Annotated in this window: 18 protein-coding genes; 14 read left to right on the top strand and 4 right to left on the bottom strand. The window is 63.5% G+C overall.

Annotated elements, in window-relative coordinates; genetic code table 11:
- Positions 1-7 precede the first annotated feature (7 nt).
- Positions 8-1,441, top strand: a complete 1,434-nt coding sequence (locus tag ACFUOZ_RS18520) for an amidase (protein ID WP_377550875.1) — start codon at positions 8-10, stop codon at positions 1,439-1,441.
- A gap of 41 nt (positions 1,442-1,482) precedes the next feature.
- On the top strand, positions 1,483-2,982 hold the full coding sequence (locus ACFUOZ_RS18515; RefSeq protein ID WP_377550783.1) for a peptide MFS transporter: 1,500 nt from the start codon (positions 1,483-1,485) through the stop codon (positions 2,980-2,982).
- Positions 2,983-3,059: 77 nt separating this feature from the next.
- Here ACFUOZ_RS18515 and ACFUOZ_RS18510 read toward each other — a convergent pair whose 3' ends face one another.
- Positions 3,060-3,698, bottom strand: coding sequence for a DUF4190 domain-containing protein (locus ACFUOZ_RS18510; protein WP_377550781.1), 639 nt, complete (start codon positions 3,696-3,698; stop codon positions 3,060-3,062).
- A 242-nt stretch (positions 3,699-3,940) separates the two neighbouring features.
- Between ACFUOZ_RS18510 and pgm the strand changes: the two genes are divergently transcribed.
- The gene (gene pgm / locus ACFUOZ_RS18505; RefSeq protein WP_377550779.1) at positions 3,941-5,602 is read left to right on the top strand and encodes a phosphoglucomutase (alpha-D-glucose-1,6-bisphosphate-dependent); all 1,662 of its coding nucleotides are present in this window, start codon (positions 3,941-3,943) and stop codon (positions 5,600-5,602) included.
- 145 nt (positions 5,603-5,747) lie between these two features.
- Here pgm and ACFUOZ_RS18500 read toward each other — a convergent pair whose 3' ends face one another.
- On the bottom strand, positions 5,748-6,353 hold the full coding sequence (locus tag ACFUOZ_RS18500) for a malonic semialdehyde reductase (RefSeq protein WP_377550777.1): 606 nt from the start codon (positions 6,351-6,353) through the stop codon (positions 5,748-5,750).
- 205 nt (positions 6,354-6,558) lie between these two features.
- Here ACFUOZ_RS18500 and opgC point away from each other — a divergent pair, with 205 nt between their 5' ends.
- Positions 6,559-9,036, top strand: a complete 2,478-nt coding sequence (gene opgC, locus ACFUOZ_RS18495; protein WP_377550775.1) for an OpgC domain-containing protein — start codon at positions 6,559-6,561, stop codon at positions 9,034-9,036.
- A gap of 82 nt (positions 9,037-9,118) precedes the next feature.
- On the top strand, positions 9,119-10,471 hold the full coding sequence (locus ACFUOZ_RS18490; protein WP_377550773.1) for a uracil-xanthine permease family protein: 1,353 nt from the start codon (positions 9,119-9,121) through the stop codon (positions 10,469-10,471).
- A 24-nt stretch (positions 10,472-10,495) separates the two neighbouring features.
- Here the strand turns inward: ACFUOZ_RS18490 and ACFUOZ_RS18485 are convergent, their stop codons facing one another.
- Positions 10,496-11,401 (bottom strand): aldose 1-epimerase family protein, encoded by a 906-nt coding sequence (locus ACFUOZ_RS18485; RefSeq protein WP_377550771.1) that lies wholly within the window; start codon positions 11,399-11,401, stop codon positions 10,496-10,498.
- Entirely contained in the window at positions 11,398-12,249 is an 852-nt protein-coding gene (locus tag ACFUOZ_RS18480) for a class II fructose-bisphosphate aldolase (RefSeq protein WP_377550769.1), read from the bottom strand. Before ACFUOZ_RS18480 ends, ACFUOZ_RS18485 begins: the two co-directional genes overlap by 4 nt.
- Positions 12,250-12,382: 133 nt before the next feature.
- Between ACFUOZ_RS18480 and ACFUOZ_RS18475 the strand changes: the two genes are divergently transcribed.
- From ACFUOZ_RS18475 to ACFUOZ_RS18435, 9 genes are all read left to right on the top strand, one after another.
- Positions 12,383-13,759: an L-fuculokinase gene (locus tag ACFUOZ_RS18475; protein ID WP_377550767.1), complete on the top strand. Its 1,377-nt coding sequence runs from the start codon at positions 12,383-12,385 to the stop codon at positions 13,757-13,759.
- A complete protein-coding gene (locus ACFUOZ_RS18470; protein ID WP_377550765.1) occupies positions 13,756-14,562 on the top strand; it encodes a DeoR/GlpR family DNA-binding transcription regulator in 807 nt (268 codons plus the stop codon). Before ACFUOZ_RS18475 ends, ACFUOZ_RS18470 begins: the two co-directional genes overlap by 4 nt.
- Positions 14,559-15,530, top strand: a complete 972-nt coding sequence (locus ACFUOZ_RS18465; protein ID WP_377550763.1) for a 1-phosphofructokinase family hexose kinase — start codon at positions 14,559-14,561, stop codon at positions 15,528-15,530. Before ACFUOZ_RS18470 ends, ACFUOZ_RS18465 begins: the two co-directional genes overlap by 4 nt.
- An 85-nt stretch (positions 15,531-15,615) precedes the next feature.
- The gene (locus ACFUOZ_RS18460) at positions 15,616-16,692 is read left to right on the top strand and encodes a sugar ABC transporter substrate-binding protein (protein WP_377550761.1); all 1,077 of its coding nucleotides are present in this window, start codon (positions 15,616-15,618) and stop codon (positions 16,690-16,692) included.
- Between the two features lie 13 nt (positions 16,693-16,705).
- Positions 16,706-18,250, top strand: coding sequence for a sugar ABC transporter ATP-binding protein (locus ACFUOZ_RS18455; RefSeq protein ID WP_377550759.1), 1,545 nt, complete (start codon positions 16,706-16,708; stop codon positions 18,248-18,250).
- A gap of 32 nt (positions 18,251-18,282) precedes the next feature.
- Positions 18,283-19,410: an ABC transporter permease gene (locus ACFUOZ_RS18450; protein WP_377550757.1), complete on the top strand. Its 1,128-nt coding sequence runs from the start codon at positions 18,283-18,285 to the stop codon at positions 19,408-19,410.
- A complete protein-coding gene (locus ACFUOZ_RS18445) occupies positions 19,397-19,975 on the top strand; it encodes a gluconate 2-dehydrogenase subunit 3 family protein (protein WP_377550755.1) in 579 nt (192 codons plus the stop codon). Before ACFUOZ_RS18450 ends, ACFUOZ_RS18445 begins: the two co-directional genes overlap by 14 nt.
- Entirely contained in the window at positions 19,968-21,665 is a 1,698-nt protein-coding gene (locus tag ACFUOZ_RS18440; RefSeq protein ID WP_377550753.1) for a GMC family oxidoreductase, read from the top strand. The genes ACFUOZ_RS18445 and ACFUOZ_RS18440 overlap by 8 nt, the downstream gene beginning before the upstream one ends.
- An 89-nt stretch (positions 21,666-21,754) precedes the next feature.
- A complete protein-coding gene (locus tag ACFUOZ_RS18435; protein WP_262276763.1) occupies positions 21,755-22,843 on the top strand; it encodes a nitrilase-related carbon-nitrogen hydrolase in 1,089 nt (362 codons plus the stop codon).
- The last annotated feature ends 156 nt before the right edge of the window (positions 22,844-22,999 follow it).

Genomic DNA, 22,999 nt, shown 5'->3' with positions numbered 1-22,999 from the left:
TCCATCGATGCAGGACCTTCCCAAGCAAACCGCCGTCCAGCTCCGTGATGCCTTGGCCGGCGGTGCACTCTCTGCGAGGGAAGCCGCAACGCATTTCGTCTCAGCAATAGAGGCGCGAAACCCGCAGCTCGGCGCCTTCATCACCGTTACCGCGGAGCAGGCCCTCATGGACGCCCGAACCGCCGACGCTCTCCATGCCCGGCTGGCCCGGGAGGGACGACTGGAGGAGCTGCCGCTGCTGCACGGCCTGCCCACAGCGTTCAAGGACCTCACCGATGTCGCCGGCGTCCCGACCACCCACGGCAGCGCCGCGCTGGAGCACAAGCCGGCGCCCGACGACGGGCCCTTGGCATCTACCTTGAAGGCGCAGGGCGTGATCTCGCTGGGTAAGACCCAGGTGCCGGAATTCGGGCTGACGGCCTACAGCGAAAACCGCATTGCACCGCCGTCGCGCAATCCGCACGCCTTGGGCCGAAGCTCCGGCGGCTCGTCGGGAGGCAGCGCGGCAGCCGTGGCTGCGGGACTGGTTCCCTTCGCGCCCGGGACCGACGGCGGCGGGTCCATCCGGATCCCGGCGGGAGCCTGCGGGCTCGTGGGGCTGAAGCCGGGGCGGGGTTTGGTACCTGCCGGGGTGAGCGCCGGAGATTCAGCCAAGTTGGTGGTTGCCGGACCCTTGGCCCGGAATGCGTCGGACGCGGCGCTGCTCATGGACGCGCTGGTCCCCCGGGATAAAGCGCCCGACGGCGGATACCTCGCCAACGTTGGGCGGGCGCCTGAATCCCTGAGGATCGGCGTGAGCCTGGACAGCCCCTGGGCCGGCGTGTACCCCTTCGAGGTCGGGCCGGACGCGATGGACGCCCTGAATCTGGGGGTAAAGCTGCTGGAAGAGGTCGGCCATATCGTGGGCGAAGCGGAAATCCGCTATGACAACCGCTATCCCGAAGCGTTCACCGCGGCCTGGACTGCCGGCGTCGGAAGTGCCCGGATAGCACCCCAGCGCGAGCCTCTGCTGACACCGCTGACCAGGACGTTCAGGCGCCGGGCACAACAGCGCAGCGCCCTGAAGGTGGATGAAGCTTTGGGGTTCCTGCGGCATTTCGAGCACGACACCATCGCCCAGTACGCGCAGTGGGACTTGATCCTGATGCCTACCCTGGCGCAGACTCCCCGGCCCATCGGGTGGTTCACGGGCGGATGTCACAGCGGCGATCCGTGGCCGAGCGCGTGGGCAGGCGACGCGGATGAGGACTACAAGCGGCAATGCCAATACGCGCCGTGGAGTTCCATGGTGAACGTGTGCGGGTTGCCGGCCATCAGCATTCCGGTCCACACCACCGCAGCGGGCCTGCCTATGGGAATCCAGCTCATCGGGCCAGTTGGTTCTGAGCTGCGACTTCTCCAAATTGCCCGCGCCCTGGAGGCCGCCATGACGCGCGTCTAACATATGGATGGTGGTTGCCTGGGGCATTCATCGATGTGACAATGCCCGCAGTCAGTGCCAGCATTAAGAAAATGAGCACACCCCAAACCACGGCTGAGTCCGCAAAGCCAGCGGGCGATACGTCATTCTTCGGCCACCCAAAGATGTTGGCCAGCCTCTTCTCCGTGGAAATGTGGGAGCGATTCTCCTTCTACGGCATGCAGGGAATCCTGCTCTACTACATGTACTTCACCGCCGAGCAAGGCGGTCTCTCCATCGACCAGGGCCTCGCCGCTGGTTTGGTGGGCGCGTACGGTGGCGGCGTTTACCTGTCCACGATCCTTGGCGCCTGGCTCGCCGACCGCCTCTTCGGTTCCGAGAAGGTGCTTTTCGGCTCGGCCATCATGATCATGGCCGGCCACATCGCACTGGCCCTGCTCCCGGGCATTCCGGGCCTGATTGCGGGTCTGGTGCTGGTGGGTGTCGGTTCCGGCGGCCTGAAAGCCAACGCCACAGCCTTGGTCGGCAGCCTGTACGGCGAAAAAGATGAGCGTCGCGACGCCGGCTTCTCCATCTTCTACATGGGCATCAACATTGGCGGGCTCATCGGCCCTCTGGTCACCGGTTTCCTGCAGACCAGCTTCGGCTTCCACGTTGGCTTCGGCGCTGCGGCCGTGGGCATGGCAATCGGCCTGGTCATCTACTCGCTGGGCCGCAAACGGCTTCCCGAGGAAGCGCACCGCGTTCCCAACCCGCTGCCGAGCAAGGACCGGACACGTTACGGGCTCATTTTCCTGGGCATCCTGATCGTCATCGGCGTGCTGCTTGGCACCGGCATCGTCAACGCCAACAACCTCGCGCGCAGCATGGCGTACGCGGCTATCGGCGCCTCGGTGATCTACCTGTTCCTGATCTTCCGCAGCCCCTTGGTGACCGGCGTGGAGCGCAAGCGCGTCATCGCGTTCATCCCGCTGTACATTGCGTCGGCGGCGTTCTGGGCACTGTTCCAGCAGCAGTTCACGTTCATTGCCGTGTACTCGCAGGAAAAGCTGGACCGCAACCTGTTCGGCTGGGAAATGCCTGCCGCGTGGGTACAGTCCATCAACCCGGTGTTCATCATCATTTTCGCCGGTGTCATGGCGGCCCTGTGGACCAAGCTGGGCTCCAGGCAGCCGAGCTCGCCCCTCAAGTTCGCCATGGGCCTGTTCATCATGGGTCTGGCGTTCCTGGCGTTCATCCCGCTCGCTGGTGAAGGCAAGACCCCGCTGCTTGCACTCGTGGGGATCCTGTTCCTGTTCACCCTCGCGGAACTATGCCTCTCCCCCATCGGATTGTCGGTGAGCACCAAGCTGGCGCCGCAGGCCTTCCACACGCAGATGGTGGCACTGTTCTTCCTGTCGGTTTCACTCGGCACCACCCTGGCCGGCATCCTGGCCGGACTCTACAACCCAGCCGACGAGCTCCCGTACTTCCTGGGCATCGGCGGCGTTGCAGTGGTCCTGGCCGTTGCCTTGGCTGCAGCTACTCCGGCGATCAAGAAACTGATGGGCGGCGTCCGCTAGGGACCGCGTTAATCGACAACGGCGACCCTCGCGTTCGGTGGGATTCCCACCTGACGCAAGGGTCGCCGTCGTGCGTTTTAGTAGCCGTACCTGCTGCTGCTTGCTGCGCCGATGCCGATGATGATGAAAATGCCGAAAAGCACCGTCAGTGCGATGCCGAGGTAGCCCATCACCAAACCAGCGATCGCCATGCCCTTGCCCGCAGGTTCGCGCTTCAACGCGAGGTGGCCCAAAATCACGGCCGCGATCTGCGGGAGGAGGACAAACCCGAAGCCCACGTAAATGGAAATGCCACACACCATGCTGGCAATGCTCAGGCCCTTGGGCTGGGTGGGCATGGCGTAGTAGGCGGGCTGGCCGTAGGGGGATTGCGGCTGGCCGTACGGCTGCTGGCCGAAAGCCTGCTGCTGGTACGGGCTGGGCGGCTGGCCGTAGGGCGAGGCGGGCTGCTGGCTGTAGTCGCCCGGGGTGTACGCGTCCTGGGCGGGCGGCTGTCCGTAGGAGCTCTGCTGGCCGTAGGCGTTCTGCTCGTACGGCGGGATTGGCTGCGTGGCATTTGCCTGATCGAACGACGGCGTGGGCGGCTCGAAGGAAGGCGGAACCGGAGCACCCGGCTGGCTCTGCTCGGGCGCGCTGAACTGGGCCGGCGGAACGTACTGCGGCGGCTCGTAGCCGGCCGGCTTGTCCTCGTTGCCCTTGGCTGGCTGATCTGTCATAGGAATCCCCCTGAAAATGGTCTTTGATCCCAACACTACCGCCGTACGGGGCTGCATATAAGGTAGTGCGCACTGTGGCGGCAAGCCGTTGCAAACGCAATCCATCACTAAGGCCACTGATGGTAAACGTGGAGTGAACGTTTAGGCGATATCCCGCATGGATGTCCGCCATTCGGCGTCACAGGGGCCGGATCACGGACATTTCGTGTCAGCCGGGCCTTGGGTCTGGCATGCTGGACCCCATGGCTAGCCGAGCGGGCACAGTTGCCCTTCCCCAGGACCTTGTTGACATCACAGCCCTGCTGGACGCGTATTTCGACGTAGCTCCGGACTTGGGCGATCCCGCGCAGCGCGTGGCGTTCGGAACGTCGGGACACCGCGGATCCAGTTTGAAGGCCTCCTTCAACGAGGCCCATATCCTCGCGATTACCCAGGCAATTGTTGAATACCGTGGACGCCAGGGGATCACCGGTCCCCTGTTCATCGGCCGCGACACGCACGCCCTCAGCGAGCCGGCACAGAATTCCGCGCTGGAAGTGCTGGCCGCCAACGGCGTCACCGTGCTTGTTGATGCCCGCCACGGCTACACGCCCACACCTGCGCTGAGCCACGCAATCCTCAAGTACAACCGCGAAGCGGCTCCCGGCACGCCGCAAGCCGATGGCATCGTGGTCACTCCGAGCCACAACCCGCCCGCTGACGGTGGCTTCAAATACAACCCTCCGCACGGCGGCCCTGCAGACACGGACGCCACGGGTTGGATCGCGGATCGTGCCAACCAACTGCTGGAGAACGGGCTGCGCGGCGTCAAGCGCATGCCCCTGAACGATGCCCTGGCCGCTGACACCACCGGCAAGTTCGACTTCCTCAGCAGCTACGTGGACGACCTCCCGTCCGTGCTGAACCTCAACGCCATCCGCGACGCCGGCGTCCGCATCGGTGCCGACCCCATGGGCGGCGCCTCCGTGGACTACTGGGGCGAGATCGGCGAGCGCCACCAGCTCAACCTCACCGTGGTGAACCCGACGGTCGACCCGCAGTGGGCCTTCATGACCCTCGACTGGGACGAGAAGATCCGCATGGACTGCTCCTCGCCGTCGGCCATGGCATCGTTGATCAAGCGCATGTCCGCAGGCGGTTCCGGCGGCGCTGCGTATGACGTCGCCACCGGTAACGACGCCGACGCCGACCGCCACGGCATCGTGACCCCCGACGGCGGGCTCATGAACCCGAACCATTACCTCGCCGTCGCCATCGATTACCTGTACCGGAACCGCAGCGGCTGGAACCCTTCCTCGGTGGTGGGCAAGACGCTGGTTTCGTCCTCGATCATCGACCGCGTGGCCGCAGGCCTCGGCCGCAAGCTCGTTGAGGTGCCCGTGGGCTTCAAGTGGTTCGTGCCCGGCCTGCTCTCCGGCGAAGGCGCATTCGGCGGCGAGGAATCAGCCGGCGCTTCCTTCAACAAGCTCGACGGCAGCGTCTGGACCACGGACAAGGACGGCATCCTCCTGGCCCTGCTTGCTTCGGAAATCACGGCTGTTACGGGATCTTCCCCCTCGCAGCTGTACAAGGGACTGACGGACCAGTTCGGGGCACCGGTGTACGCCCGCATCGACGCCGCCGCCACGCGCGAGCAGAAGTCCAAGCTGGGCAAGCTCTCTGCCGCGGACGTCACCGCCACTTCCCTTGCCGGCGAGGAAATCACCGCCAAGCTCACCGAGGCTCCCGGCAATGGCGCGTCCATTGGTGGCCTCAAGGTCGTCACCGAGAACGCCTGGTTCGCGGCACGCCCCTCAGGCACCGAGGACGTGTACAAGATCTACGCCGAGTCCTTCAAGGGCGCGGATCACCTGGCACAGGTCCAGCAGGAGGCCAAGGCCCTGGTGGACGGCGTCATCGCCTAACCCCGCAGGATGTGATCCAGCGTTCCGTTCCAAGCCCCGGGATGTGAGCGAGCGTGCAACACCCCCGACCCTCTCTCACATCCCAACCGTTTAAACCACAACGCTCCTGCACCCAAGTGCAGGAGCGTTGCTGGAACCGCGAGGGTCAGACCGTGCGGACAACGTCCTCGTAGGCGAACTTCGGCTTGGCTTCGCCCCAGGCGTCCGGGCCGGGCTGGCCGATGTTGACGATGAGGAAGCTCTTCTGGTCGCCGTTCGGGAAGAACTCGGCGTCGATGGCCGCGAAGTCGGCACCGGTCATCGGGCCGGCAGCGAATCCGAGGGAGCGCACGGCCAGGATGAAGTAGCCGGCCTGCAGGTGGGCGTTGTTGTTGCCCGTGGCAGCGGCGAGTTCGGCGTTCTCGTCATACATGGCCTTGGGGGCGCCGTAAGCGGGGAGGAACTTGTCCCACTGACCCTGCCAGTCGGTGTCGTAAGAGAGGACGGCGACCAGCGGAGCGGACGCCGTCTTGGCCTGGTTGCCGCGGGACAGGTGGTCAACCAGCTTGGCGCGGGCCTCGTCCGAGCGGACGTAGGTCACGCGGAGGGGCTGGGAGTTGAAGGCCGTGGGGCCGAACTTGGTGAGTTCGTAGATGGCTCGCGCCTGCTCCTCGGTGACCTCACCGGAGAAGCTGTTTGCGGTACGTGCTTCGGCAAAAATGGCGTCGACTGCTGCGGCGTCAATGACTGCTTCTTCGTGGGCAATAGTCATTAGTGAACCTTTCGCTGGGCCCTGACACTGAGCCGGCCGGGCACTTCTGCTTTCCATGGTTGCAACTTCAACTTCGCATGTCCTCTTCCCATGACGGTGCGTGACATTGGGCACAGCGGGAAAGTCGGTACCATCGTGCCTGTGAGCTGCCGCATAACTGTGCGGACGCCGCAGCCGTGGGAATGACGACACCAGAAGGGGCCTGATGCCTACCTTTCCCTTAGCGGCCCCTCGCCGGGCGCTGGTAGTTCTCCTGCTGCTGCTCTTCGCGTTTCTCCTTCCGTCCACCCAAGCCTGGGGTTCTGTGGGCCAGGAGGGTCCCAGCGACGGTCCGGACAAGCGGTATTTCGGGGCATTGCTGGATTGGAACAAGGACTCAGCCGCGGATTACGCACAGCGCCTGGGAGCCCCTGCAGCCCTCTATGGGCAGAACGTGTCCCTCCCAGAGGACGACGGCGGCCGGGAATACCTCAAGAGCTACTTTGCAGAGGTGGCCGATCAAGGCTCGCATGCCCTCTTGACTGTCCGCCCGGGCATCCCCCTGCAGGACATCACCGAAGACGTTGCCGCCACTTTTGCGCGTCAAATCACGACGGCGGCAGCCGGGTTCAGGGGGAAGGTGTTCGTCCGCTTCGGACCGGACATGAACACGCCGTGGGTGGGCTGGGGCCAGGAACCGGACGCCTACCGGGCCGCGTTCGGCCGGGTTGCTGTTGCCCTCCGGGGCAGCCTGGCCGATCCCGTGATGGTGTGGTCTCCGACGGCTGAGAAGGACTATCCATTCCGGACGGCTACTTCCACCCCGCCCAAGGGAGTTCCGCTGAGTTCGTTGGACACCAACGGCAACGGGATCTGGGACATGGACGACTCGGCATTCGACCCTTACTACCCCGGCGATGACGTTGTGGACTGGATCGGCCTGTCGATCTACCACGACACCACAGGAGCCGGCGCTGCGAACAACACCCTCCCCGACGCCGGCGAGTTCAACAACGCCCTGCATGCGTCCAGTGGAGGCACAGGCACGGACAACTTTTATGGAACCTACGTCCAAGCCAGGAACAAGCCGCTCCTGATTGAAACCGGCGCGTTCTACTCTCCGGGCGCTGGGGGCGCCGCCGAGATCGACGTCAAGCAAACGTGGTGGCACCAGGTCTTCGCTTCCGTGGCTCAGCCCGAAAACGGTGCCGTCCGGGCAGTGGTCTGGAACGAAACCACCGATGCCCGCGACCAGAGCAAGGTTTCCATTGACTGGCGCGCCACCGCGCAACCATCTCTGGCTGCTCCCTTCCGGTCGTCCTTGGACACATCCGGCCTTGCAGTGGGTCCTGTGACCGAGAAGGGCTTGAAGGACGTTCCCGGCCTTGAGGCACCGCAGGCTAAGTCCGGAACAACCCTCCGGGGCTGGGCAGCATGGGCGACCGCGGGATCTGTCCTGGTAGCCGTTGGCGCATTGTGGTTTCTGTCATCTAGAACGGCACCCAACAGGTGGTCCTACACCGGTTCGGATAAGCGCGATGCCCGCATCGACATGCTCAGGGGCCTGGCCATCGTGTTTGTGGTGGTGAATCACGTTGGCATCAACTCTGTCTTCCAATTGCTGAGCCAGGAGAGCATCGGCGTCGTTTCCGGGGCCGAGCTCTTCGTCATGCTTTCAGGAGCAGTGTTGGGCATGGTCTACGGGCCACGCATCGCCACGGAACTGGGAGACGTGGTGGACGGGACCACCAAGCGCGCATCGAAACTGTACTTCACCGCGCTGGCGGTGGTCCTGATCGTGTACGTGTTGAGCCTGCTCCCCTTCATCAACGCAGCCGCGGTCACCACCTTCACGGACCAAGGAACGGGTGCGGCGGGGCATTCAGCCGCAGGAACGACCTATGACCTCTACGCGGGGATGGAAGGCCTGCTGCAGTTCCCGGTTCCGCAGGGTTTGATTCCCGCCTTGCTGCTGTTGCAGGTTGGGCCGTGGCAGTTCAACATCATGGGCCTGTATGTGGTTTTGTTGTTGATCAGTCCTTTGATCCTGGTAGCGCTCTCCCGCGGACTGACGTGGTTGGTGCTCACCGTCAGCGGAGCCCTGTACATCGCCGGCTCTGTCTTCCGTTTCCGGCTGCTGCCCTCTCAGTTTGAGGATTCCTTTCCGCTGCTCGTGTGGCAGGTCCTGTTCGTCCTCGGCATGACCGCGGGCTTCCACCGCCAACGGATCATTGACTGGTTCGCGCACCCCCGCCAGCGGATTCTCTTGGGGGCATGCATCTTCCTGGCCGCGGCCTGCGCGCTCTTCTCGTGGAGCGGGCCATATCTAACCAACCAATTGGACGTGCGGCTCGCGCTCATCCCCGACGCGACGTTCAGGTACCTCTACGACACGTTCTTCAGCCGCACCTACCTTGGCCCTGGTCGCGTGCTGAACGTCATCCTCATCACCATCGCCCTCTACGCGCTACTGAGTGCATTCTGGAAGCCACTCTCGCGCGCTGTGGGCTGGTTCTTCGTGCCACTCGGGCAAGCCACGCTGTATGTGTTCATCATGCATGTGTTCTTCATCGTGGCCATTGCCAACATCCCTGTCCTTCGCGATGGCAACCTCTGGCTGAACACAGCGGTGTATGTCGCGTTACTCGGCGTGCTGTGGGTGATGGTGAAAAAGAAGTTCCTCTTCGGGCTGGTTCCGAGGTAGCGCAGCTTCAGCGCGGCGGTGGTGTCCGGTTTGGCGGTAATGTTGCACCGAATCCCAATACTCTTCTGAGGAAGGCCCCGCCATGAGCATGCTCGGCACCAAATGGAAGCTCCACGGCAACGGCAAGTCCATCCGCCCCGGCCACGTTGTTGCCCCCGATGAGCGGCTTGCCTGGCCCCTCACTATCGGCATTGGCATGCAGCATGTTGTTGCCATGTTCGGCGCGACGTTCCTGGTGCCCATCATCACGGGCATGCCGCCGGCTACCACGCTGTTCTTCTCCGGCATTGGCACACTGCTGTTCCTGGTCATCACCAAGGGTCGCGTGCCCAGCTACCTGGGGTCGAGTTTCGCGTTCATCGCCCCGATCATGGCGTCCCAGCAGCAGTACGGCGTTGCCGGCGCCCTGGGCGGCGTGGTGCTTGCCGGCGTCGTACTGGCGCTGATAGGTGCGATCGTCCAGAAGTTCGGCGCCGAATGGATCAACCGGCTGATGCCGCCGATCGTCACGGGCGCGATCGTCGCGCTGATCGGCCTGAATCTGGCGCCCGCCGCGAAAAACAACTTCGACGCCGCACCGGTCACCGCGCTCATCACGCTGGTGACGATCATCCTGGTGTCGGTCCTGTTCCGCGGAATCCTGGGGCGGCTGAGCATTCTGGTGGGCGTCGTTGTGGGTTACCTCGTGGCGATGATTCGGGGCGAGGTTTCGTACGAAAAGATGGACGCGGCCGCCTGGGTCGGTCTGCCGCAGTTCCAAACGCCCGAATTCCACCTCGGTGTGGTGGGCCTGTTTGTACCGGTGGTGCTGGTGCTGGTGGCCGAGAACGTCGGGCACGTGAAGTCAGTTGCCGCGATGACAGGCCAAAACCTCGACGGCGTCTCCGGCCGCGCGCTGATGGCCGACGGCGCCGCGACGGTACTTGCCGGGCTCGGCGGCGGTTCCGGTACCACCACCTACGCGGAAAACATCGGCGTCATGGCCGCCACCAAGGTCTATTCGACGGCGGCCTACTGGGTGGCCGGTGTCTTCGCCATCCTGCTGAGCTTCTCGCCGAAATTCGGCGAACTGATCGCCACCGTCCCGCCCGGCGTCCTGGGTGGCGCAGCCACGATGCTGTACGGCATGATCGGCGTGCTCGGCGTGAAGATCTGGGTCCAGAACAAGGTCAACTTCTCCAACCCGATCAACCTCACCACCGCGGCTGTTGCCTTGATCATCGGCATCGCGGATTACACGTGGACCATTGGCGAGCTGAAGTTCACGGGTATTGCCCTGGGCTCGGCTGCCGCCCTGGTGATCTACCACGGCATGAAGGGACTGGCCCGCTGGCGCGGAACAGTTGCCGAGCCGGAGACCGAGACGGCGGGGCTGCCGCCTGCGGTGAAGTCGGCGATGAATGCTGCGGCGAAGCGGGGCGGGAAGAAGAAGTAGGGGTGCGCGGCGGGACCCGTCGCCTCATAGCGCATGAATGCTCCATTCCGCGGTATGGGCCTTCCCCGGCAGCAGCACCACCAAATCGTCGCCTGAGTTGAACGCGTTGGGAGGGCAAGTCATCGGTTCCACTGCCAGCCCAACCCGGTGCCGTTCCGGAAGGACATGGTCCGCGGTGTGAACCTGGACCCATGGGCAAGACTTTCCCCACGTCATCGCGACTCCGGTGCCGGCCGGATCCCAAACCCTTATCCGACGGCCTCCGTCGGCAGTGGCAATGAGATCGGTAAAGGCGTGGTCTATTGCCGTCCTTCCTAAGGGCCGGGGTTGGCGGTAATCGAATGGCGTGCCGTCAACTGACATGCGCTGGAGCGGGATGAGCCGGTCCGGTGTGACGTCGAGAAACGTTGCCGCACCCAACTCCAAGTGCCAGTCGTCCAGGGGTGAGCTTCCGGCAACCAGGTACGGGTGCGGGCAAGTCCCGTAGGGTGCCGGGTTTTCGCCGGTGTTGATGGCAGTAACGACCGTATGTAATCCGGCCTCGTCCGCTGTATAGGCAACATCGAGTACCAACTCGAAGGGATATCCCTCGCTCTCAGCCAAGATGCACCGCAGCCGGATGCTCCTCTCGTCATGGTGGTAGACGGACCATGGAACGTGTGACACCAGACCATGCAGTGCTGCCGCCCTGGAGGGTTCGTTGATTGGCACTGTCCGTTCAACGCCATCGAAGCTGTAACGTCCATCCGGAATGCGGTTGGGCCAAGGGGCAACAATGGCACCCCGGTAATCAGGCATCGGCTCTCCGGAAGCGAAGGGAACGATCAGGTCACGGCCCTCGTGGGTGAGCCTGCGAACGGCAGCCCCCTCCGGCACGATGACGGCACTGTACCCCGCTGATGAAATTCCGTAATCGAGATGCGAGCTCATAGGACAGCGGCCCGACGCGTGGAGACGACGCCGAGCAAGCGATTAACGGCCCGGGTGGTTTCCAGCCGCGCTGGAGCAAGGTATCGGCGGGGATCCACTACATCCGTCCCGGCCAGGGCGGAACGGACTGCCCCCGTAAAGGCGATGTTCAGAATGGTGCCCAGGTTGATCTTCACCATCCCTGACTCCACCGCCACGGCCAGCTCATCCTCCGGCACCCCCGAGGAGCCGTGCAGCACCAGCGGCACCGCCACTTCTGCCTTGATCCGAGCTATAAGTTCGTGGTCCAGCCGCGCTGTCCGCGCCGTCATGGCATGGGAACTGCCGACGGCGACGGCGAGCGAATCAACGCCAGTCGCTGCGGCGAAGCTGGCTGCCTCGGCGGGATCAGTGCGTACTCCCGGCGCGTGGGCGCCCTCTTTTCCGCCGATCTCTCCGAGTTCTGCTTCGACATGCCATCCACGGGCCTGGGCCCAACGGGCGGCCTTGCGTGTGGCTGCAACGTTGTCCTCGTACCCCAGCCGGGAGGCGTCCACCATGACGGACGTGATAGGACCCGAGGCCGCCTGCACGAGGATCTCTTGGTCCTCAATGTGATCCAGGTGCAGGGAAACCCGTCCGGTGGAGGACTCTGCCAGTGCCGCAAGTCCACTTAGCAGTGGCGTGAGCCGGCCGCCATGGAACTTGATGCAGTTCTCGCTGATCTGCATCACCGCCGGTAACCCGGTATCTTCGACGGCTTCGATGATGGCTTCCCCGTGCTCAAGGCTGATGACGTTGAAGGCCGCGAGACCGACGCCCTTTTTGACCGCATCGCTCATGAGCTCACCCGTGTGTGCCAGTGCCAATTGACCTCCCGTTGCTTTTGGTTGGATCTATCCACGCTTTGAATCAAGGATTTAAATGTGAGCTTGACAACATCCCCAATGAAAAACAACAATATCCAATAACTTCCAATCAACCAATAGTCAGGACGCAAAGGTGCTTCTCGTAGGACTCGACATCGGAACGACGGCGGTCAAGGCCGTCGTCTACGACGAGGACGGCGCTGCCCTCGCCGAGGGGCGGTCCGCGACTCCTTGGTCCGTCGCGGACGAAGGGACTCAACTGGAAGCTCCCGAGCTTCTCGAGGCCGCGGCCTTGGCGCTGACCAGCGCACTCTCCGGAGCGCCGAGCGGTGCAGTCGCATCCATAGGCATCACCAGCATGGGCGAATCCGGCGTGCTGATCGGCCGGGACGGCAAGGCTTTGGGACCGGTTATCGCCTGGCATGACCGGCGGGATCTTGCCGAACTGGAAAGCCTGCGCACGGCAATCGGGGAGGACCTCTTTGCCACCCGTACCGGCCTGCCCCTGCGCGAGCAATGGTCCCTGACCAAGCACCGCTGGCTCCTGGCCCACGTACCGGAGACCCGGAAGGCGATGCTGCGCCTCAACATCGCGGAGTGGATGGCCTTCGCGCTGGGAGGAGCTCCCGTCTCCGAGCTCTCCCTGGCGTCCCGTACAGGCTGGATGGATCTCACTACCCGCAACTGGTGGAGCGAAACCCTGGAATGGACAGGGGCCGCTCAGGCGCTGATGCCCGAACTTGCGGTGGCAGGGACCAACCTCGGTACAGTGAGCGCCGGAGCAGGCATAAGCCGCCTCACCGGAGCAGCAATCACAGTGGCGGGTCATGACCACCAGGCAGCTGTCGTTGGAGCGGGGGCCTACCTTCCCGGTGACGTCCTTGACTCCTGCGGAACCGCCGAAGCCCTGGTGCGGATCATTGACCCGGCCGTTTCCGAATCAGCGCTGCTGGAGCTGACATCCGCCGGAATTACTGCGGGCTGGTCCGTCCTCGATCAGAAGTGGACACTCCTGGGCGGAACCCAGGCCGGGCTGGTCCTCCGGAACGCATTGAAGATGCTTGGCCTCGACACCACGGACATCGCCCGTCTTGACGCTGAGGCCTCCGATAGCGCCAGTGACCTGTACGCCACGATCCACGCCGGGCAGGAACTCGTGCTCCACGGCTCCACGAATTCAAGCAGCCAGGCAGACATTTGGCGCGCAGCCCTGGGCGCCGTGGCCCAACAAGCCCTGGATGTCCACTCCCGGATGACCCAGGCCGCGGGTACCCCCTCCCGGGTGGTGGTCACGGGCGGCTGGTCCCTCAGTAAGGGACTCCTGGAGAACAAGGAAAAGGTGTTCGGCCCGCTGACGGTCTCACCGGCCAAAGAAGCCGGAGCGCGGGGGGCGGCCCTTTTCGGAGGCCTCGCTGCCGGCATCTACCGATCGGTTGAAGAATTTCCATCGCACACAAGTCAGCACGCCCCTTCCCATACCGCCCGCCAAAGAGAAGGGGCCCTGCAATGAACCCCGCCCCGGACCGCAATCAGGCCCGCTCTGATTCCCGCGTCCCTTTCCCGGAGCAGCGACGCGGGCTCATCCTTGAGCGCCTCCGCACAGAAGGCCGCGCCGACGCGGCCGCCATCTCAGAGGAACTCGGCGTCACCGGCGAAACCTTGCGCAAGGACCTCATGGCCCTGGAGCAACTGGGCCTCCTGCGCCGGGTTCATGGCGGAGCCGTCCCGGTGGGACGACTGACCTACGAGCCGGCGGTATCGACGCGGACCGGCTTCCGTGACGAAAAGACCCGCATCGCCAAGGCAGCACTGCGCCACCTGCCCAGCGGAGGTTCGCTGCTGCTCGACGCCGGATCAACAACAGCCAGGCTGGCCGCCATGTTCCCGTATGACAAGGAGTTGACCGTGTATACGAACACGCTGAGTATTGCCACCAGCCTTCTGGACAGACCGTTGCTCACGGTTCACACTCTCGGTGGCCGCGTCCGGCCGCTCACGGAGGCCGAGGTGGATGACTGGGCATCGCGGTCGCTTGCCGAAATCAATGTCGATATTGCCTTCCTCGGCGCGAACGCCATCTCGGTAGACAGGGGCCTCACTACCCCCGATCCCGCCGAAGCCGCGGTGAAAAGGCTGATGTTGCAGAGCGCCAGACGACGCGTCCCTTTGGCCGATCACAGCAAATTCGGGTGCGTGAGCAACTGCAAACACGCCGACCTTGCCGACATTGACCTCATCATCACCGACTCGGACCTTGACGGCCGGGAGCTCAAAGCCATTCAGGCGGCCGGAGTGGAGGTGGAATTGGCATGATCGTCACCGTTTCGCCAAATCCGAGCCTTGACCGCACCATGTCCATTGACCGGCTGGGCCACGGAGATGTTGTCCGCAGTCCCCGGAGTTATAACGAGCCCAGCGGCAAGGGGGTCAACGTCGCCGTCGCCCTGCACGCCAACGCAATCGACGTCGTCACTGTCCTGCCCGCTGGCGGCTTTACCGGGGTGCAGGTCACCGGCATGCTCTCGGAGCTGGGTGTCCCCCACATCGCGGTGCCGATCGCGGAAGAGATCCGAAGCAATGTCAGCCTGGTGGAACCTGACGCGACCGTCACCAAGATTAACGAGGTAGGCCCCACCTTGGACGCCGCGGAGGCCACGTCCCTTGTCCGAAAAGCCCTGGAGCAGATCAAGGCTCATGACTGGCTCGTCCTTTGCGGGACGCTGCCGGAGGGCGCGGTGGAACGGCTGTACATCGACCTCGTGAAGGGGGGCCACGGACTGACCGCCCGGGTGGCCGTCGACACTTCGGGAGAACCCCTGCGGAACGTCCTTCCGTATGGGCCTGACCTGGTCAAACCCAATGCCGGCGAGCTCGCGGAACTCACTGGACGTGCGTTGGAGACCTTGGGTGACGTTGTTGACGCCGCCCAGGAAATTCGACAACTGGGAGCCCGGGCCGTTCTGGCCAGCCTCGGATCAGACGGAGCGATCCTCCTCGACGATTCCGGATGCCTTTTCGGCCAGGCACGGGTTGACCGCGTCGTCAGCACCGTCGGTGCTGGGGATGCACTGCTTGCCGGCTTCCTTGCCGGCGGCGCAAACGGACGCCAAGCCCTTCACGAGGGATTGGCCTGGGCGGCGGCGGCCGTCCAAAACGAGGGCACTCTGTACCGCGGCTGCAGGCCGCAGATAAGAGTGGACATCAGCGACGATCTCGACCGGAACCGAGCCCTCCAGGAACCCTGCACCGCAGCAGGCCTTCCGGCGGGGAGCATGGCCTAAGCCTCTCCTCACCCCGTCACACACCTTAGCCTCGCGCTCCGAGGCCCTTGCCTGGCTACACCCAACCCATTTTCAAAGGAGAACCATGATTACCAAGCGAACAGCGCGGCTCGCACTTGTCTCATCTCTCTCTGCTGCAACTCTCATCGGCCTCACGGCCTGCGGAGGCGCAGCACCGGCCAGCACGTCCTCAGATGATGAGAAAGGCTTGATCGGCATTTCCATGCGGTTTATCGCCGGAAACTCCTGGCTGAGCACTATGTCGGACGGCGCCGTGAAGTCAGGAACCGCCAAGGGCTGGACTATGGAAGCCGTCGACGCCCAAGGCAGCGCCCAGACCCAGATCCAGCAAATGAGGACCTTCATCAACAAGGGTGCCAAGGCGATCATCATCGAACCGGTAGGCGACCGCAACGTTGCCAGCGGCATTGAAGCGGCGAAGGCCGCCGGCGTCCCCGTCATCGTAGTCAACGACCGTGTCTCGGAGGAACTGGCCAAAAAAGTGGCCTGCAACGTACACGACGACGGCGAAGCGACCGCCGAGTTGGTAGGAGAGAAGGCCGCGGCGGCCGCCGTCGCCAAGAAGGGTGAAAACTCCACCATCAACCTCTACATCCAGGCCCTGTTCCCGCAGGAGCTCGTCACAGAAAGCCGCGAAAACGGCTTCATGGCCGGTTGGAACAAGTACATGGAGCAGCACCCGACCGTGAAAACCAAGCGAATCCCCAACAACTACGGGGAAGCACTGCCGGACAAAACACTGACTGCGATGCGAAACGTGCTTTCAGGAAACCCCGACATCGATGTTGTGTTCAACCAGACCGATGTCGTAATGCCGGCCGTGATCGAGGCTCTCAAGGGCTCAGGCCGCATGGATCAGAACGGTAAAACCGACGTTATCCTCGCCGGGTTCGACGGTGGAATGGACGTTATCAAGTCGATGGCCAAGGATTCCGCCTCCCCCGTGGTTGCAGACGGCCTGAACCAGCCCGCGCTCCAGGCCGCCTACGCCGTGGACGAAGCGATCGCCGCTGTGACGGGCTCCCCTACCGGCAAGTGTGAAGGCTCCCCCGCTACCCGGATTCTGCCCGCCTTGGCCGTCACCCCTGAGAACGCCGGGCAGTACATCAGCGACGACCTCGCCTTCGCCGGCGCCGAATAGGCAGGACCCAATCATGACTGCACCCGCTGGGCCCAAGTTGCGCCCACTGATCGCCGTATCGGGAGTGTCCAAGGCATACCCGGGAACCCAGGCCCTTGCCGGCGTGGACCTCGAAGTCATGCCCGGAGAAATCCACGGAATCGCCGGACAGAACGGCGCCGGGAAATCCACCCTCGTGCGGATCCTCTCCGGGGTAGAGAAGCCTGATTCCGGCCGTGTCCTGATTGACGGTGAGTCCGTCACGCTGGATAACCCGCAGGCGGCCCAGCGGGCGCGGATCATGACCGTCCACCAGGAACTTAGCCTGGTCCCCCACCTCTCCGTCGCCGAAAACATCTACGTCGGAGAACTGCCCCGCACCACAGTAGGTACCGTCCACTGGTCCAAAGTCCGCAACCAGGCCCGGGAACAACTGTCGCGTCTCGGGTTCAACATCGACGTCCGGGCCACTGTGGCATCCCTGCCGATCGCCCATCGGCAGGCCGTGGAAATCGCCAAGGCGCTTACTCGGGATGCCCGGGTCCTCATCCTCGACGAACCCACAGCGACATTGCCCCGGCATGATGTCAACCAATTGTTCGACCTGCTGAACCAACTCAAGAAGCTGGGCCTTGCCATCATCTACATCTCGCACCACTTCGACGAGATGTACGCGATCTGCGACCGGATCTCCGTCTTTCGGGACGGCCGGCGCGTGGCGCTTCATGACAGCGACGAAGAACAGCATGATGCCATCCTGCAATCCATGCTCGGGGGAATCAGCCCCGAGCGGTCAGCCAAACTTCAGGTGGGACCAGGCGACCTGCCAAGGCTCGGCACCGGCCGGACCGCTGGCGAGGTAGCGCTGTCAGTCCGCGGCCTCCGAGATGGCCACGACCTGCACGGTGTAGATCTGGACCTTCACAAAGGAGAGGTGCTCGGCATAGCAGGACTCTCCGGTAACGGCCAAAGCCAGCTTGCCGCCGCCCTGTTCGGTGCCGAGAAGTCCCAGCACGAGCACTTCCTGGTCAACGGGCGCGAGCGGCGCAGACAGGATCCGGCACATTCGATCGCCCTGGGCATCGGCCTCCTCCCCGAAGAACGCAAGACGCAGGGACTGATCCTGGGCATGTCCATCACCCGCAACATCACCATGGCCTCCCTGCCGCGATTCTCACCCGGTTACTTCCTCAGCAAGAGCAAAGAACATAAAGCGGCTGTAGCCATGCGTGACGCCCTGGCGATCAAGACCGCACACGTCGGCGAAGCAGTGGGGAACCTCAGCGGCGGCAACCAGCAAAAGGTCGCGCTTGCGAAATGGCTGGTCAGCGGCGTCAGCACACTGATCATCGTCGAACCCACCCGGGGCGTGGACGTCGGGGCAAAACTCGAAATCTACGAACTCATCCGCACGTTTTCCGACCAGGGCGGCAGCATCATCCTGATCACGTCCGAAATCGACGAGGCACTGATGTGTGACCGGGTGCTCATCCTCAGTCGGGGCCGGACCGTCGGCACCGTAAGCCGCAGCGACATCGAGCAGCGCGGGGAGGCCGCGATCCTCGACCGCTTCAACTGACCTTCCGCAAACCAAACAATGGAGTTAAACCCGTGGCTACCAATACCACTCCCCCGCCGACAGCACGGAAGCCGTTCCAGAGTCTGCCGGGCGCCGTTACCTCGCTCCGCACGTTCGCATCTTCGCTCGGCTCCAAGGGATACCTGCTGGCCGTGGGCGCCATCGTCCTTCTGGTCGGTAGCGCCCTCTCCCAGCACTTCATGACCTCACGGAACCTCATATCGGTCCTGATCACCGCTTCTGTGGTGTCCATCCTTGCCGTCGGACAGTACCTCGTCATTGTCACCGGGGGCATCGACCTCTCGGTAGGCGCCGTTGCCGCAGTGTCATCGGTGATAGTCGGGCTGGCCCTTCAACAGGGCACACCTTGGCCGGTCGCCCTCCTCCTGGCGCTCCTCACTGCCGGGCTGATCGGAATATTCAATGGCCTCATGATCGTCTACGGCGGCATCACGCCATTCATTGTCACTCTTGCAATGATGAGCATCGCCCGGGGCGTGGCCTACATGCTCCAGACGGGCAGGCAGGTAGCCATCGAAGACCAAGGTTTTCTCGCGGCCTTCACCGCCAACCTCGGCCCGATGCCCGCACCGGTCATGATCGCCCTGCTGGTGACCATCGTCTTCGCAGTGGTCATGGCCCAGACACGCTTCGGTCGAAGGCTGTTCGCCTTGGGTGGGAACGCAGAAGCGGCCCGGCTGTCCGGGCTTCCCATCAAGCGGGACATCATCGGCGCCTACTGCCTGTCCTCCCTTCTGGCCGGTCTGGGCGGCGTGATGATCGCAGCACAGCTCACCGAGGGAAGCGCCATCATCGGGGAGGGCTACGAGCTCAACGCAATTGCCGCCGTCGTGGTTGGCGGGGCCTCGCTCTTTGGCGGGACCGGCGACCCCATCAGCGCCGTCCTGGGAGGCCTGATTATCGCGGTGATCCTGAACATCATGGACCTGCTGGGCATCCAGGCCCAGCCCCAACTGATTGTCAAGGGCGCTGTGATCCTCCTGGCGGTCCTGTTCACCAGTGGGGTGGGAAACAAACTGCCCGGAGCCCTGCGAAAAGTTCTCTTCCAGCAGCGCTACACGGGCCTGCCCGCACAAGAAGCAACACCGGCCGACGCTGAAACTGCAAACAAGAAGGAGGACATGAATGCCCGCCACTAACGAAGCCACGAAAGTGCGCTGGGTTTTCCTCACGGAAACTGAAGCCGAAACCGTTGACGCGGTCTGCGCACGCATCTTTCCCAGCGGAGACGGAAAGCCCGGCGCCAGGGAAACCAAGGTCATCACCTACATAGACAGGACCGTAGCTGACGAGGACGAGGCCCTTCGCCGTTGCTACCGCGACGGAGTGGAAGCCCTGAATATCCTCACTTTGGACCTCTATGGGCAACGGTTCGCGGAGCTATCGGACCAACGCAAGGACGACGTGCTGGAACGCATCGAGGCCAACACAGAGAATGAATCCACGCCGGCCCCGCAGGATTCCCCGGACGAGGGCCTCTTGGCCACTTTCTTCGCGCTCGTCTGGGAGCACACCATCCAGGGCATGTTCTGCGATCCGCAATACGGCGGCAACCACGAGGCCCTGGGATGGCAATTGGTCGGTTTCCCGGGAGCCCAGTGGGGCTACAACGCCGAGCAAATGCGGCCCGGTTTCGACTCCAAGACCATCCCCATCAAGACCCTTGAAGATCTACGCAGAGAGTTGAGGCGCGCAGATGACTGAGACTGCAGAGGCCATCGTCGTCGGGCTGGGAGCATCCGGCGGGATTATCGCCGAACAGCTGACCAAGGCCGGGATCCGGGTGCTGGCCCTGGACAAGGGTCCCGTGCACACAAGCGAGGAATTCACCTTCAAGCAGGATGAAGTCAAGTACTACTCGCGCGGTTCCCTGGTCCCGCAACTGGCAACCGACCCCGTCACTTGGCGGCCGGACGAGAAGTCCACGGCCCGCCTGCTCCCCTGGGCTGCAGGGGTACGCGGTAACAGCGAACCACTCCACTTGCCGCCTTCCATAGGTCCGGGCGGCGGAACCCTGCACTGGGGCGGCGCGTCCTGGCGCCACCGGGATGCGGACTTCCGGATGAAATCCCTGATCGAGGAACGGTTTGGGCCAGGTGCCCTTGATGAGGACTCCACCATGGTGGACTGGCCGATCGGCTACGAGGACCTCGAACCCTACTACGACCGCGTGGAGTGGGAACTTGGAGTCTCGGGCCGGGCAGGCAACGTCAAGGGCGCGCCGGACCCGGAAGGCAACCCCTACGAATCCCCCCGTGAGCGGGGTTTCCCAATGCCCCCGTTGCGTACAGCGCCAGCCGACGACCGGTTCAAGGCGGCCTGCCAGCGCCTGGGGTACCGTCCCTTCCAGCAGCCGGCGGCCGTAGCATCCACTGACTACAAGTCGCTCAAGGGCTGCGAGTACTGCGGTTTCTGCCACGGCTTCCTGTGCCACGTCAACGCCAAGCAGTCGAGCCGCATCACGTCCGTCGAGGCCGCGCTGCAGACAGGCAACCTGGAAATCCGTTCCAACTCGCGGGCCTTCAGGCTGGATCGTGACCCTTCCGGCCGCAGGATCACCGGAGTTTCCTACTTCGATGCCGACGGCAACGTCCACCAAGTGCGATCCAACCTGGTGGTAGTGGCGTGCTACGCCCTGGAAAACAGCCGCCTGCTGCTCGCCTCAGGCATAAACGCCAACGGACAGGTGGGCCGGAACTTCATGACGCACAGTTTCGGCTGGTGCAGTGTGGTCCTGCCGGAGTTCAGCAACCCGTTCATGGCACCCTTGGTTGCCGCCAGTGTTGTGGATGACCTGAACTGCGACGGAGTGCCGGACAACGACGAAGGTGTGCTGTGGGGATCGGTCCTCACCAGCATTCCCGGGGATCTCCAACCCATTGAGGCCGCCCACAACCTTCCGCCCGGCATGCGCCGCTGGGGCCAGGGATTCAAGGATTGGTTCTCCGAGAACTACCGCCGCCTCATGGGCATCCACAACCAAGTGCCCAGCTTCCCGTCCAAGAAGTACTACTGCGACCTCGATCCCGTGGTTAAGGACAAGTTCGGCCAGCCGGCCCTGCGCATTACGCATGACTGGTCCGAGCATGACCTGGCCTCCCTGAGGTACTTCGAGAAGGTCAAGCGTGCCATAGCCGAGGAAATGGGCGCCACACAGTTCTGGTCGGAACCAACACCCCCGGCGTACCACCTGTCCACCCACGAAGTGGGAACACACCGGATGGGCGAGAATCCGGCGGATTCCGTCGTCGACATTTTCGGTGAGTCCCACGAATGCAAGGGTCTGTACGTCGTGGGAGGCGGCCAGTTCCCCACCCTGTCCGGATACAACCCGACCCAGACCCTCCAGGCGCTGGCCTACCTCAGCGCCGATCACATCCTCGAGAAGGTCTGACCGGCCGTACCGACATCCCTGACCACCCCGAAAGAACACCCGCTGCCTGATCCCCAGGTGGCGCCGCGAAAAAGAAAGAGAAACAACAAATGGTTGACCCGTATGCCGTAGTGGCATTGTCCAACACCGTCCACACCATCAAGAAGCGCGAAGACGCCATCGAAAACACCAAGCGGATCTGTGACTTCATGGACCCGGCCGTTATGGTGGCGGCAACCGATGGTGCGCCCGTGAAGCTCGTTGTCCTGCCGGAGATGGCCATCCAGGGCATGCTTCCGGACTTCAAAGCAGGCAACCGCGAGGCCCACGAGGCTTTCGCCATGACCATCCCGGGCCCGGAAACAGAGATCCTCGGGCAGAAGGCCCGCCAGCTCAACACCTACATCGCCGCGGAACTCTACTTGGTCCGCGACGACGACTTCCCCGGCCACCTCTTCAACGTAGCCTTCATCATCGACCCCAACGGCGACGTCATCTACAAGCGTTACAAGTCCACGTCCGACGCTTACGAAGGCGGCGCCTTGGGCACCACCAACCCGCACGACATCTGGGATGAATTCATTCAGAAGCGCGGCAACGGCAGCCTTCTGGATGCGTTCTTCCCGGTCGCCAAGACCGAAATCGGCAACATCGGCTACATCATCTGCCATGAGGGCGCCTACCCGGAGACCTCACGTGGCCTTGCGATGAACGGAGCCGAACTCATCATCCGCGGCACGCTCATCGAACCGCAGGTCGGAATGGGTATGTGGGAGCTGCAGAACCGCGCCCACGCCATGTTCAACCAGGCCGTGGTGATCGCCCCGAACCTTGGACCACAGCGCAACGACGATGGCAGCCTCTTCGACCTCTTCGGCGGGCAGTCGATGATTGTTGACCACAAGGGCCGGGTGCTGGTGAAGAACGAAGGCGTCAGCGGCGGTGACTCCTTTGTGAGCACCGTAGTCGACCTGGAGGCGCTGCGACGCTCCCGGGCCGCCAACGGCGTCACCAACTGGTTCAAGGATCTGCGCACCGAGATGTACGCCGGGATTTACGAACAGCCGATTTACCAGAAGAACCAATACCTCAACGAGCTTCCGGCCGAAGGCTGGCTTGCCCGCGAGGCCAAGCGCCGTGGCATGAACATTCAGAACCTCATGGACCGCGGACTCCTCACCGCGCCGTCGAGCAACTAGCCACAACTCCCTGCAGAGGGAGAACCCTGCGGGGGGGCGGCCCCCGCCCGGCGCCCCCGACCCCAAAAAAAAAAAAAAAAGAGAAAAGTAGTAACAAATTAGCCGCCCCCCCCCCGGCCCCCCCCCCCCCCCAAAAACAAACACAGGAGTAAAAAC

Source organism: Paenarthrobacter sp. NPDC057355 (assembly GCF_042667405.1).
Lineage (GTDB): Bacteria > Actinomycetota > Actinomycetes > Actinomycetales > Micrococcaceae > Arthrobacter.
Note: the sequence above shows the minus strand (reverse complement) of the source record. Positions and strands in the feature narration are given on the sequence as shown.